The organism is Castellaniella sp. MT123 (genome assembly GCF_039614765.1).
GTDB lineage: Bacteria > Pseudomonadota > Gammaproteobacteria > Burkholderiales > Burkholderiaceae_B > Castellaniella.
In genome coordinates this window covers 1,510,773-1,523,147 of the sequence record NZ_CP154879.1, presented here as the reverse complement: position 1 = coordinate 1,523,147, position 12,375 = coordinate 1,510,773, and the positions used below count along the sequence as shown (strand labels likewise).

Here is a 12,375-nt window from a genome sequence, read left to right as displayed (position 1 = left end):
GTCTGACCAAGTCCGAGCTCATTGCCATGCTGGCGGGTCGCTATCCACAACTGGCGATCCGCGATATGGACCTGGCAGTGAAAACGGTACTGGACGCGATGTCCGATGCGCTGGCCCAGGGCCAGCGCATCGAGATTCGCGGCTTTGGCAGCTTCTCGTTGTCGCAGCGCCAGCCGCGTGTCGGGCGCAATCCGAAATCCGGCGAAAAAGTGCTGGTGCCAGCCAAACTGGTGCCGCACTTCAAGCCCGGCAAGGAATTGCGCGAGCGGGTGGATCTGGGGCCGGATGCCGGTGACCCGGATGAACCAGCGACGGTCGCGGACTTGTATCAGATGCGTCTTTACAATGAATGACTCCGGATACGAAATCATCCCCGTGGATGATTTCAGACTGGATTGAATCGGCGGCCCGCGGGTCGCCGATTTTTTTCCCCTTACAATGTCGGGATTCCGTCTCGAGGAGCGTGGCATATGCGCTATCTGGTCTGGCTGTTGCGCCTGGTGATCTTCGTCATCGTGCTGCTTTTTGCCCTGAAAAACACGGCACCGGTGGATGTCGGCTTCTTCTCCGATCGAGTGCTGCATCAGGTGCCCCTGATCGTGGTGATGCTCGCGGCTTTCGTGCTGGGCGTGGTCTTCGGCCTGCTGGTGGCGTTCACCGCGGTGCTGCGCCGACGGCGCGAGATCAACCGCTTACGGCGCGAACTATCCCGTGCCCAGGATGCGCTCGCGCATCCGTTGTCGACGTCCGGGCCTGTCATCCCGGAAACCGTGGCGCCCCTGGCTCCACTCTGACCGGGCAGGACTCGCGTGGATTTCGAACCCTGGTGGCTGATCATCGTCCCGGTCCTGTTCGGCCTGGGATGGCTCGCGGCGCGTTTCGATTTCCGGCAGATGCTGTCGGAAACACGGACATTGCCCGATTCCTACTTCAGAGGCCTGAATTTCCTGCTGAACGAAGAGCCTGACCGCGCCATCGACGCGTTCATCGAGGTGGCCAAGCTCGACCCCGAAACCACGGAACTGCACTTTGCGCTGGGCAGCCTGTTTCGACGCCGAGGCGAGATCGAGCGGGCGATCCGTGTGCATCAAAGCCTGCTTTCCCGCGAGGACCTGCCATTGGCCGACCGCGAGAATGCGCAGTTTGAACTTGCCCAGGATTTCCTGAAGGCCGGGATGCTCGATCGGGCGGAACACGGTTTCCAGGCCATCGCGCATACGCGCCACGCCCAGGAAGCCATCCGTGCCCTGATCCGCATTTACGAATCCGAGCACGACTGGCCGCGAGCCATCGAGGCTGTTCAACAGCTGCGCGGCCGCGCCGACGAACCGGTGCCGCAGCTCGCCCACTATCACTGCGAGCGTGCCCAGGTGCTGCTGGAATCCGATCCGGTCGATTTCGATGCTGCCGCCCTGGCTCTGGATGCGGCTGAAAACGCCGCACGTCAGAACGGCGCCACGCCGGCCTCCGAGACCCGCATCCGTCTGTTGCGCGCCCAGTGGTCCGCCAGACGCGGGGATGTCGAAGCGCAACGCGTGCAACTGCGGGATGTCCTGAACACCGCGCCGGAATACGCGGGGCTGGTGGCCGAGCCTTTGCTGGCCTGCTGCACAATCCTGGGGCGCGCCGAGGAATGTCTCGAGTTGCTCCGGGCGCAATATGCGATGATGCCGACCCTGGACTTGTTCAATGTCGTCTTTCGCGCCTTGCGCGCCCGGGATGGCGTGGAGCCGGCCTGGTCCTTTGCCCGTCAGGCGTTGCGGGCCCATCCCTCGCTGCTGGGGCTCGATCGCCTGCTGGAAGTCGAGCTGTCCCAGGAAGGCGACCACGGCACGCGCAACAGCCTGATCCCGGGTGCCGATCTGGACCTCGGTCTGCTGCGCAGCCTGATTCACAAACATACCCAGCGGCTCGATCGCTATGCCTGCAGTCAGTGCGGGTTCGAAGCTCGCCGCTATTACTGGCAATGCCCGGGATGCAATGCCTGGGAAACCTATCGGCCTCGACGCCTGGAGGAAATTCGATGAAGCTGTTTCCGGCGTCGGCCGTTCATGCGGCGCGGATTCTGGTGGTGGGTGACATCATGCTGGACCGCTACTGGTTCGGCGAGGTGGACCGCATTTCGCCGGAGGCGCCCGTCCCCGTGGTGCGAGTCGCCCGGCGCGAGGATCGTCTGGGTGGCGCGGCGAACGTCGCCCGGAACATCGCGGCCCTGGGCGCACAGGTTGGGCTCATGGGGATCGTGGGTTCCGACGAGGCGGGGGCGCGGGTCCGGGCGCTAGTGCGTGGGTCGGGCATCCATGACGGGCTGGTCGAAGACGCCGAAGGCATGGACACGACGCTGAAGATGCGTGTGCTAGGGCGCCAGCAGCAGTTGTTGCGTGTCGATTTCGAACAGGGCCCCGGTTCCCAGGCGCTGGATGCCCTGGATACGGAATTTCGCGCGGCTCTGGCGGATTACGACCTGCTGGTCCTGTCGGACTACGCAAAAGGCGCGCTGGCGCGTGTGGAGCCCCTGATCCAGGCGGCCCGAGATGCGGGTGTCCCGGTGCTGGTCGATCCCAAGGGGCACCAATATCGACGTTACCAGGGCGCCACGCTGGTCACGCCCAATCGCAGCGAGATGCAGGATGCGGTCGGCCGTTGGGACTCCGAAGACGACCTGACCCGCCGCGCCCAGGCGATGCGTCAGGAACTGAACCTCGAGGCGCTGTTGGTCACCCGCTCGGAACAGGGCATGACCCTGTACACGGCGGCGGGTCGCCAGCATGCCGATGCCCAGGCCCACGAAGTCTTCGACGTCTCCGGGGCGGGGGACACCGTACTGGCCACGTTGGCCGTCACCCGGGCAGCGGGCCTGGACTGGTACGATGCGATGCTGTGGGCCAACCGGGCCGGTGGCATCGTCGTCGGCAAACTGGGAACATCCATTGTGACGGCAGAGGAGTTGTCATCATGATCGTAGTCACCGGCGCGGCCGGCTTCATCGGCAGCAACCTGGTACGCGGGCTCAATGCCCGCGGTATTTCGGACATTCTGGCGGTCGACGATCTGACCGACGGCGACAAATTCCGCAATCTGGTCGATCTGCGGATTGGCGATTATCTGCACAAGGACGAATTCCGCCGCCGCGTCCTGACGGGCGAGCTGCCCCGTCCGGATGCCGTGTTCCATCAGGGGGCCTGCTCGGACACGACCGAGCGCAACGGCCAGTACATGATGGACAACAACTTCCGCGTCACGCTGGAACTCTTCGAATACTGCCAGGACCGTGAAATCCCGTTCCTGTATGCGTCCTCGGCGGCTGTCTATGGCGCCGGCCCGCGCTATGTCGAGGATCCCGCCAATGAATCTCCGTTGAACGTCTACGGCTATTCCAAGCTGCTGTTCGATCAGGTGCTGCGGCGCCGCATGGACAAACTCACCGCCCAGGTCGTGGGTCTGCGGTATTTCAACGTCTATGGTCCCCACGAACAGCATAAAGGCCGCATGGCTTCGGTCGCCTTTCACAACATGAACCAGTATGTGGAAGAAGGCCACGTGCGCCTGTTCGGCGGCTGGGACGGTTATCCCGACGGGGGGCAGCAGCGCGATTTCGTCTACATCGATGACGTCGTGCGGGTGAATCTGCATTTTCTGGATCATCCCGAAGTCTCGGGCATCTTCAACTGTGGCACCGGACGCGCCCAGCCGTTCAACGACGTGGCGCAGTCCGTGGTCAACAGCCTGCGGGTACACCGCGGCCAGCTGGCCCTGCCGCTGGAAGAACTGGTGGCGGGCGGTCAACTGCGCTACATCCCGTTTCCGGACGACCTGAAGGGGCGCTATCAGAGCCACACCCAAGCGAACCTCGGCCAGTTGCGGGCGGCGGGATACACAGGGGCGTTCTGCGACGTGCAGACCGGCGTCAGCGCCTACGTCCAGTGCCTGCTCGAAGGCGGGCAGTTGCGATAGCGGCGGTCGGGCCAGCGCTTGCCGATCCGACAGGTTCGGTTTTTCCGCAGTGACAAAACCGATCAAGGCATCGACCGCCGGCGCGGCGTTGCCGGCATCATGGACGGACCTCTTTCAATTCGACAGGAGCTCCGTTATGAACCCCTTCCTGCATAACACCGTCGCCCAGGCCCGGCCGGACGCCGTGCCGTCCAGCCAGCCGCGTGGCCGGCACTGGCGTCTGCCCGCCGCCCCGCGATTGTCCCGTACCGTCAGGGCCGCCAGCCTGGCCGCCCTGACCTGGGCGGGAACGGCCGGTGCCGTCGATCTCAATACGGCAACCCTGGATCAGCTGAAAGGCGTCCGGGGCATTGGCTCCAAGACGGCCCAGGTCATCCTCGACGAGCGGACCCGTGGCGGGAAATATCTGTCCTTCGCGGATCTGTCCGACCGGGTGCGCGGCATCGGGCCGCGCCGTGCCCAGACCTTGCAGTCCGCCGGGTTGACCATCGATGGCGGGGGCATGCGTCTGTCGGGACAAGGCGCCCAGGAGCGGCAGGCGGCCGACGCCACAAAGGTCGCGCCGGCGGGCAGGGTGTCCTCACAGAAACGGTAATGTCCCGTCCGGTCGATTCGTGAATGGGCCGGACGGTATGGTTCGAGGGAGTGCGCTCCGGGTTTGTGCGCGGGTCGATGGCCTTCGCACGGGTGCGCATATGACCTGGATCGATAAGCTTATTTGTCTGACGGACAAGCCCGGCCGACCGCGTTGGCCGGGTGTATGATTTTGTCCATGAAAACCTATCCCACCATCGAAGACATCGTCGGCTCCACCCCTCTGGTGCGTTTGCAACGTCTGCCCGAAGCATTCGGCGCGGCACGCGGCAACGTCATCCTGGCCAAGCTCGAAGGCAATAATCCGGCCGGCTCGGTCAAGGACCGGGCTGCGCTCTGCATGATCCGCCAAGCGGAATTGCGCGGTGACATCCGGCCGGGCGACACCCTCATCGAGGCCACCAGCGGCAATACCGGGATCGCCCTGGCCATGGCCGCCGCAGTGCGGGGATATCACATGATCCTGCTGATGCCCGACAACTCGTCACAGGAACGCTGCGCGGCCATGACGGCCTACGGGGCCGAACTGATCCTGACGCCTGCCGACCAGGGCGGCATGGAATTCGCCCGCGACGAGGCCCTGCGCATGCAGGCCGAGGGCAAGGGTGTCGTGCTGGACCAGTTCTCCAATGAGGACAATCCACGTGCTCACCGGGAAACCACTGGGCCCGAGATCTGGGAACAGACCGATGGCCAGGTGACGCATTTCGTCAGCGCCATGGGCACGACAGGCACGATCATGGGCGTGGGTTCCTACCTGCGCGAGCGCAATCCCGCCATCCGGGTCATCGGTGCCCAGCCCGCCGAGGGCGCCCACATCCCGGGCATCCGCAAATGGCCGGAAGCCTACCAGCCCAGCATCTATCATCCAGCCCAGGTCGACGCCTTCGAACCGATCACGCAGGAAGAGGCCGAGTCCATGGCACGGCGCCTGGCGGCCGAAGAAGGCATTTTCGGCGGGATTTCGTCGGCCGGCGCGGCGGTTGCCGCGCTTCGGGTGGCCGCGACGGTGCGTGACGCCACGATCGTGTTCATTGTCTGCGATCGCGGCGACCGGTATCTGTCCACCGGCGTGTTTGGCTGATCCTTCACCCGGCGTCCTGGTGGGCGCCGGGATGCTCAGGAACCCATCCGGTTCGTGATCTCGCTGGCCAGATCGGCCACGGATGCCGCATAAAAATAGCTGCGGTTGTATTTTGTAATGGCAAAAAAGTTCGGGGTGGCGCAGCGGTATTCGTGCGTGCCCCGGATTTCGTCCTGCAGGTCGATCACCCCCAGAGGCTGCGATTGCCAGCGTGTTCCGCCACCCGGCAGCGCCCGTGCGCCTTCGGCTTCCAGATGGGTCCAGTCGCTCAGGGGGTCCAGGCCGTCCTGGGTCAGATCGCCCGCGTTGGCTGGCAGCCTGACGGGGGCGAATGCGGGGACGTCGCGCACCCAGCCGTGCAGTTTCAAGAAATTGCCGACGGAAGCGATCGCGTCGTCGGTGTTGGTCAGATCGACCTGTTTGCCGCCGTCGTGGCTGACAGCGTAGTGCATCAGGCTGCCCGGCATGAATTGCGGCAATCCCATTGCGCCGGCGAACGAGCCCTCGACCGTGCGGGCATCCAGCACCCCCTGATAATCCAGCACGATCAGGTCGGCCAACTGATTGCGAAACATGGTCTGGCGTTCTGGCCGGTTTGAATCAGGGTAGCGAAACCCCAAGGTCGTAAGTGTGTCCAGCACCCGGTGGTCGCCGGTATATTGGCCATAGACCGTTTCGATGCCGATGATGGCCACCATGATTGAGGCCGGAACACCGGTCAGGGCGCTGACCCGGTCCAGGGTCTGGCGGTGCGCCTGCCAGAATTCGACGCCCCGGCGGATGCGGATCGGGTCGACGTGGCGTTTTCGGTAGCTGAGCCAGGCGCGGCGGATACGACCGGTACGGGGCGGCGGCGTCATCAGGCGCACCGCGGTTGTGTCGTATCGCGCGGACTTCAGCAGCGATTCGACGTTATTGAACGGCACTTGACGTGTTTTGGCTGTTTCCTGGGCGAAGGCCAGGACCTCGGGGATCAAGTGCCCTTGGGCATCCAGAAAATCGCCAGGTCCGGATTCCGGCCTGCCCGAGTTCCCGTTTCTGCTAGAATTAATACGATCGTTTGAAACGGTCGTTTGATTCTGTTGATTCATAGGACCAGCGGCGCTGGCTCCGTGGCCTCCGTTGCTGGTGGCACAACCAGCCAGAAACAGCGACGCTACGGCAACTTGCAAAATACGGGTTGGTCTGAACATAATCGCCCTTATGGAGACGCTCTATATTACTCATCCCGCCTGCCGCCTGCATGAAATGGGCGCGTGGCATCCTGAATGCCCACAGCGGCTGGATGCCGTGGCCGATCAGTTGGCCGCCAGCGGGCTGATGGATTTCCTGTGCCAGCGCCAGGCCCGTCCGGCCGCACCGGACGACGTGCTGAGGGTGCATACGCCGGAATACCTGTCCTTTCTGCGCCAGCATGCGCCGGCACACGGGTATTTTCCGGTGGACCCCGACACCATCATGAACCCGGAAACCCTGGAAGCCGCCTGGGCGGCCGCCGGGGCGGGGCTGACTGCACTCGACGAGATCATGGAGGGTCATGCCAGGACTGCCTTTTGCGCCATCCGTCCCCCGGGGCATCATGCGCGGCCCGGGCAGGCGCTGGGGTTCTGCTTTTTCAACAACATCGCCGTCGCGGCCCGCTATGCGCTGGACCGGTACGGGTTCAATCGTGTCGCGATTGTGGACTTTGACGTGCATCATGGCAATGGCACCGAGGAAGTCTTTTTGCACGAAGACCGGGTCATGATGTGCAGTTTCTACCAATATCCGCTGTTTCCCGACACCCGCCAGGAGAATCCGGGGCCCAACATGATCAATATCCCCGTGGACGCCTATTCCGATGGGCGAGTCGTGCGCGATGTCGTAGAACAGCGTTGGCTGCCCGCGTTGCGGGGATTTCAACCCGAGCTGATCCTGGTGTCGGCGGGATTCGATGCCCATCGTGAAGACGACATGGGCAGCCTGAAACTGGTCGAGGCGGATTATGCCTGGATCACCGAACGTCTGGTCGAGCTGGCCGCCGAGTCCGCGCAGGGACGGATCGTCAGCTTCCTCGAAGGCGGCTATGACCTGTCCGCCCTGGGACGCAGCGCCGTGGCGCATGTGCGGGTGCTGGGGGGTTACTGATGAAGACGCGCCAATCCGCATTCAGCCGCTGGTTGCAACCGTCATTTCTTTTTCTTTTTCATTTGGAGTTAGCTCGATGAAGGTCCTGGTACCGGTCAAGCGTGTCGTTGACTACAACGTCAAGGTACGCGTCAAATCCGATCACACTGGCGTGGACATCGCCAACGTCAAGATGTCCATGAATCCGTTCGACGAAATCGCGATCGAGGAAGCCACTCGCCTGAAGGAAAAGGGCGCAGCCACGGAAGTCGTCGCCGTATCCTGCGGGGTCGCGCAGTGCCAGGAAACCCTGCGCACGGCCATGGCCATCGGGGCCGATCGCGGCATCCTGGTGCAGACCGATGCCGAACTGCAGCCGCTGGCTGTGGCGAAGATCCTGGCCGCGCTGGCCCAAAAGGAACAGCCTGGGCTCGTCATCCTGGGCAAGCAGGCCATCGATGACGACGCGAACCAGACCGGTCAGATGCTGGCCGCGTTGCTGGACTGGCCTCAGGCCACCAACGCCAGCAAGGTCGAAATCCAGGGCGATCGCGTGCAGGTCACCCGCGAGGTCGATGGCGGGCTGGAGACGCTCAGCCTGGCGTTGCCGGCCATCGTGACCACCGACCTGCGTCTGAACGAGCCGCGCTACGTGACGTTGCCCAACATCATGAAAGCCAAGAAAAAGCCGCTGGACACCGTGTCCCCCGCGGACCTGGGCGTCGATGCCGCCCCGCGCCTGAAGACCCTGAAGGTGACCGAGCCGCCGACCCGCTCGGCTGGCGTGATCGTGCCCGACGTCGCGACCCTGGTGGACAAACTCAAGAACGAAGCGAAGGTGGTGTAAATGAGCATTCTGGTTATTGCCGAACATGACAACGCCCAGCTGGGCGTCGCGACCCGCAACGTCGTTGCGGCCGCTACAGCCCTGGGTGGGGACATCCACGTGCTGGTGGCGGGCTCCGGCGCCCGCGCCGTGGCCGAACAGGCGGCTCAGCTGGCTTCCGTGGCCAAGGTTCTGCTCGCCGATGGCGCGGCGCTGGCCAATGGCCTGGCCGAAAATCTGGCGGCCCAGGTGCTGGCGCTGGCCGGCGGCTACAGCCACATCCTGTTTGCCGCCACAGCGGCGGGCAAGAACGTGGCACCGCGCGTCGCGGCCAAGCTCGACGTCGCCCAGGTGTCCGACATCGTCGCCGTCGAATCCGCCGACACGTTCGTGCACCCCATCTATGCGGGCAATGCGCTGGCGACCGTGCAGTCCAACGACGCGAAGAAAGTGATCACGGTGCGTACGACCGCCTTCGACCCGGTGGCGGCCACGGGCGGCGCCGCCGCCATCGAATCGGTGGATGCGGTGGCCGATTTCGGGAAATCGTCCTTCGTGGGCCGGGAACTGGCCAAGAGCGATCGCCCCGAACTGGCCGCCGCCTCCGTGGTGGTGTCGGGCGGGCGCGGTCTGGGCAGCGCGGAAAACTTCAAGATCCTGGACCCGCTGGCCGACAAGCTCGGGGCGGCGCTGGGTGCTTCGCGCGCGGCGGTGGATGCGGGCTATGCTCCCAACGACTGGCAGGTCGGCCAGACGGGCAAGATCGTCGCGCCGCAGCTGTACATCGCCGTGGGTATTTCCGGGGCGATCCAGCATCTGGCCGGGATGAAGGACTCGAAGGTGATCGTGGCCATCAACAAGGACGCCGAGGCGCCGATCTTTGGTGTAGCCGACTACGGTCTGGTGGCCGATCTGTTCGAGGCCGTGCCCGAACTGGTCAAGGCGCTCTGACCCTGCTCGCTGCCACGGGCCCCGCAACGGGGCCCGTGTTGCATCACGCGGAATCGTCGCTTCTGCTTGGATTCCGCCTTTCACAGGAATTGCGATGACATACCAGGTTCCCACCCAGGATATCCGTTTCATTCTGCGCGAGCTGGCCGATCTGCAAGGCGTGCTGGCGCTGCCCGGTTTCGAAGAGGTTTCAGAAGACCTTGTGGATGCCGTGCTCGAGGAAAACGCCCGTTTCGTCGAACAGGAAATCGCGCCGCTGAATCGTACCGGGGATACCCAGCCGGCCCAGTGGCGGGACGGCGCCGTCCAGACCACGCCCGGTTTTCGTGCCGCCTTTCAGGCATTCGTCCAGGGCGGTTGGCAAGGCTTGGCGCACGAGACTGAATTCGGTGGGCAGGGCCTGCCCAAGCTGATCTCGGCCCCGGCCACGGAAAGCATCAATGCGGGGAATTTGGCGTTCTCGCTGTGTCCTTTGCTGACCGATGGCGTGATCGAAGCCCTGACGATCGTGGGTTCGGACGAGCAGAAGGCCCGTTTCATTCCGCCGCTGCTGGAAGGCCGCTGGACGGGGACCATGAACCTGACCGAGCCGCAGGCCGGGTCCGACCTGGCCTTGCTGAAAACCCGGGCCCTTCGTCAGGATGACGGCAGCTACCGCATCACGGGCCAGAAGATCTTCATTACCTATGGGGATCACGACATGGCCGACAACATCATTCATCTCGTGCTGGCGCGCACGCCCGATGCGCCCAAGGGCGTCAAGGGCGTCAAGGGCATTTCACTCTTTATCGTGCCGAAGTTCCTGGTGAACGACGACGGCAGCCTGGGTGCCCGCAACGACGTCTATTGCGCATCGCTGGAACACAAGCTGGGTATTCACGGCAGCCCGACGGCGGTGCTGCTCTATGGGTCAGAGAAGGGCGAGGTCGGCCAAGGGGCCGTCGGCTATCTGATCGGCGCGGAAAACCGGGGCCTGGAAGCCATGTTCATCATGATGAACGCGGCCCGTTATGCGGTGGGTCTGCAGGGCGTTGCCGTGTCCGAGCGGGCGCTGCAGCACGCCTCGGCCTATGCGGCCGAGCGAGTCCAGGGCAATGCGCTGGAAGGCTCGGCGGGCCCCGTGCCGATCGCCCGTCACCCGGACGTGGCCCGTATGCTGGGCATCATGCGCGGGCTGACCGAAGGCGCGCGCGCGGTGGCCTATGTGGCCGCCGGTTATCGGGACAAGGCGACCCATGCCGCCGATGTGGCCACCCGGGCGGAGGCCCAGGCGATCTACGAATACTGCGTGCCCATCGTCAAGGCTTTTTCCACCGAATCATCCATCGAAGTCGCGTCGCTGGGCGTCCAGGTGCATGGCGGGATGGGCTTCATCGAGGAAACCGGGGCGGCCCAGTATTACCGCGACGCCCGGATCCTGCCCATCTATGAAGGCACGACGGCCATCCAGGCCAATGATTTCATCGGCCGCAAGATCGTGCGCGACGGGGGGCAGGTCGCCCGGGGGCAAATCGCCGGCATGCGGGAAACCGTGGCTGCGCTGCACGCCGCGCAGGGTGTCCACGCCGAGGCCCTGGGTCTGATCGCCGGCAGGCTGGAAGCTGCGGCCCAAGCCTACGACGCCGCGGTCGCATTCGTACTGGCCCACGTGCGTGACGACATTCGGGGCGTCTTCACCGGCAGCGTGCCCTGCCTGATGCTGGCCGGTACCGCGCATGCCGGCTGGCAGCTGGGGCGTGCCGCGCTGGCGGCGGCCGCGGGGATTCAGGCAGGTGCCACGGATCCGTTCCTGGCCAACAAGATCTCGACCGCCGTGCAGTATGCGGTGCACGTGTTGCCGCGCGCGGCTGCGCTCGGGTCCGCCATCCAGGACGGCTGTCTGGCGGATCGTTATGTGAGACAGGCTCAGATATAGTTATAACGTCGTTATATTTCAGTCGTATCCTATATTCTGCAAGAATCTTAAATGTTTAAACCATCCGCTGCCTGGATCGTCCCGGTGGCGGGTGCTTGGAAAACAGGAGATGCTGATGGCCACGTTACGTCTGGGCGATGTCGCCCCTGATTTCGAACAGGAATCCTCCCTGGGGAAAATCAAATTTCATGAATGGTTGGGCAATAGCTGGGGGGTACTGTTTTCCCACCCGGCCGACTTCACCCCGGTTTGCACCACCGAGCTGGGCTATACCGCCATCGTTTCAGGTGACTTTGCCAAGCGCGGCGCCAAGGTGATCGCGGTGTCGGTGGACGGCAAGCAGTCCCATATCGACTGGATCAAGGACATCAACGATACGCAGAAGGCCAATGTCCAGTACCCGATCCTGGCCGACGAGGACCGCAAGGTCGCCACGCTCTATGACATGATCCACCCGAACGCCAGCACGACGGCGACGGTGCGTTCCGTCTTTGTCATCGATCCGGCCAAGAAAATCCGCCTGATCCTGACTTATCCGGCCAGCACGGGGCGCAATTTCGACGAGATCCTGCGCGCCCTGGATTCGCTGCAGCTGACCGACAACTACAGCGTCGCGACGCCCGTGAACTGGAAACCCGGCGAGGACGTGATCATCGCGCCGTCGATCAAGGATCCCGCCGTCCTGAAGGAAAAATTCCCGAAGGGCTACAAGGAGATCCGTCCGTATCTGCGCACCACGCCGCAGCCGGATCGGTAACCGGATCGGCGTAGCTTCGAAAAGCCCAGGTTTTTGCCTGGGCTTTTCATTGGGCAAGGCCCATCGGGGGTATTCCCGCGTCGACCCGCAACGTCATCCCGGCCATTTTCTGCTTGCTTCAATGACTGTTGTTTTGTACAGTATCAAAAACACTGTATAGAACACCAGTCTATGCCGTCGGTATCAAT

General features: G+C 63.8%; 13 protein-coding genes. 12 read left to right on the top strand and 1 reads right to left on the bottom strand.

Annotated elements, in window-relative coordinates:
- Positions 1-2 precede the first annotated feature (2 nt).
- From ABCV34_RS07085 to cysM, 7 genes are all read left to right on the top strand, one after another.
- Positions 3-353, top strand: a complete 351-nt coding sequence (locus tag ABCV34_RS07085) for an integration host factor subunit beta (RefSeq protein WP_345798727.1) — start codon at positions 3-5, stop codon at positions 351-353.
- 117 nt (positions 354-470) lie between these two features.
- Positions 471-794 carry a lipopolysaccharide assembly protein LapA domain-containing protein gene (locus tag ABCV34_RS07080; protein WP_345798501.1) on the top strand — a complete coding sequence of 108 codons (324 nt, stop codon included), beginning with the start codon at positions 471-473 and terminating at the stop codon, positions 792-794.
- A gap of 15 nt (positions 795-809) precedes the next feature.
- Positions 810-2,027, top strand: a complete 1,218-nt coding sequence (lapB, locus tag ABCV34_RS07075; protein ID WP_345798500.1) for a lipopolysaccharide assembly protein LapB — start codon at positions 810-812, stop codon at positions 2,025-2,027.
- Positions 2,024-2,959, top strand: coding sequence for a D-glycero-beta-D-manno-heptose-7-phosphate kinase (rfaE1, locus tag ABCV34_RS07070; RefSeq protein ID WP_345798499.1), 936 nt, complete (start codon positions 2,024-2,026; stop codon positions 2,957-2,959). The genes lapB and rfaE1 overlap by 4 nt, the downstream gene beginning before the upstream one ends.
- Positions 2,956-3,954: an ADP-glyceromanno-heptose 6-epimerase gene (gene rfaD / locus ABCV34_RS07065; RefSeq protein WP_345798498.1), complete on the top strand. Its 999-nt coding sequence runs from the start codon at positions 2,956-2,958 to the stop codon at positions 3,952-3,954. The genes rfaE1 and rfaD overlap by 4 nt, the downstream gene beginning before the upstream one ends.
- Before the next feature lie 136 nt (positions 3,955-4,090).
- Positions 4,091-4,549 (top strand): helix-hairpin-helix domain-containing protein, encoded by a 459-nt coding sequence (locus ABCV34_RS07060; RefSeq protein WP_345798497.1) that lies wholly within the window; start codon positions 4,091-4,093, stop codon positions 4,547-4,549.
- A gap of 171 nt (positions 4,550-4,720) precedes the next feature.
- Positions 4,721-5,632: a cysteine synthase CysM gene (gene cysM / locus ABCV34_RS07055; RefSeq protein ID WP_345798726.1), complete on the top strand. Its 912-nt coding sequence runs from the start codon at positions 4,721-4,723 to the stop codon at positions 5,630-5,632.
- A 35-nt stretch (positions 5,633-5,667) separates the two neighbouring features.
- Here cysM and mltB read toward each other — a convergent pair whose 3' ends face one another.
- Positions 5,668-6,825 (bottom strand): lytic murein transglycosylase B, encoded by a 1,158-nt coding sequence (gene mltB / locus ABCV34_RS07050; RefSeq protein ID WP_345798496.1) that lies wholly within the window; start codon positions 6,823-6,825, stop codon positions 5,668-5,670.
- Between the two features lie 10 nt (positions 6,826-6,835).
- Here mltB and ABCV34_RS07045 point away from each other — a divergent pair, with 10 nt between their 5' ends.
- The 5 genes from ABCV34_RS07045 to ABCV34_RS07025 all read left to right on the top strand — a co-directional run bounded on the left by ABCV34_RS07045 (position 6,836) and on the right by ABCV34_RS07025 (position 12,187).
- Complete coding sequence (locus tag ABCV34_RS07045; RefSeq protein WP_345798495.1) at positions 6,836-7,759, top strand: histone deacetylase family protein; 924 nt, start codon at positions 6,836-6,838, stop codon at positions 7,757-7,759.
- A 76-nt stretch (positions 7,760-7,835) separates the two neighbouring features.
- The gene (locus ABCV34_RS07040) at positions 7,836-8,585 is read left to right on the top strand and encodes an electron transfer flavoprotein subunit beta/FixA family protein (RefSeq protein ID WP_345798494.1); all 750 of its coding nucleotides are present in this window, start codon (positions 7,836-7,838) and stop codon (positions 8,583-8,585) included.
- A complete protein-coding gene (locus ABCV34_RS07035; RefSeq protein ID WP_345798493.1) occupies positions 8,586-9,515 on the top strand; it encodes an FAD-binding protein in 930 nt (309 codons plus the stop codon).
- A 94-nt stretch (positions 9,516-9,609) separates the two neighbouring features.
- Complete coding sequence (locus ABCV34_RS07030; protein WP_345798492.1) at positions 9,610-11,430, top strand: acyl-CoA dehydrogenase; 1,821 nt, start codon at positions 9,610-9,612, stop codon at positions 11,428-11,430.
- Between the two features lie 115 nt (positions 11,431-11,545).
- On the top strand, positions 11,546-12,187 hold the full coding sequence (locus tag ABCV34_RS07025) for a peroxiredoxin (protein ID WP_345798491.1): 642 nt from the start codon (positions 11,546-11,548) through the stop codon (positions 12,185-12,187).
- Positions 12,188-12,375 lie beyond the last annotated feature (188 nt).

Bases quoted from the DNA above. Each gene is read 5' to 3' on its own strand.
- ABCV34_RS07035 (WP_345798493.1), top strand. From the start codon at position 8,586: ATGAGCATTCTGGTTATTGCCGAACATGACAACGCCCAGCTGGGCGTC.
- ABCV34_RS07045 (WP_345798495.1), top strand. From the start codon at position 6,836: ATGGAGACGCTCTATATTACTCATCCCGCCTGCCGCCTGCATGAAATG.
- ABCV34_RS07025 (WP_345798491.1), top strand. From the start codon at position 11,546: ATGGCCACGTTACGTCTGGGCGATGTCGCCCCTGATTTCGAACAGGAA.
- rfaD (WP_345798498.1), top strand. From the start codon at position 2,956: ATGATCGTAGTCACCGGCGCGGCCGGCTTCATCGGCAGCAACCTGGTA.
- ABCV34_RS07040 (WP_345798494.1), top strand. From the start codon at position 7,836: ATGAAGGTCCTGGTACCGGTCAAGCGTGTCGTTGACTACAACGTCAAG.
- ABCV34_RS07030 (WP_345798492.1), top strand. From the start codon at position 9,610: ATGACATACCAGGTTCCCACCCAGGATATCCGTTTCATTCTGCGCGAG.
- ABCV34_RS07080 (WP_345798501.1), top strand. From the start codon at position 471: ATGCGCTATCTGGTCTGGCTGTTGCGCCTGGTGATCTTCGTCATCGTG.
- rfaE1 (WP_345798499.1), top strand. From the start codon at position 2,024: ATGAAGCTGTTTCCGGCGTCGGCCGTTCATGCGGCGCGGATTCTGGTG.
- ABCV34_RS07060 (WP_345798497.1), top strand. From the start codon at position 4,091: ATGAACCCCTTCCTGCATAACACCGTCGCCCAGGCCCGGCCGGACGCC.
- mltB (WP_345798496.1), bottom strand. From the start codon at position 6,825: ATGTTCAGACCAACCCGTATTTTGCAAGTTGCCGTAGCGTCGCTGTTT.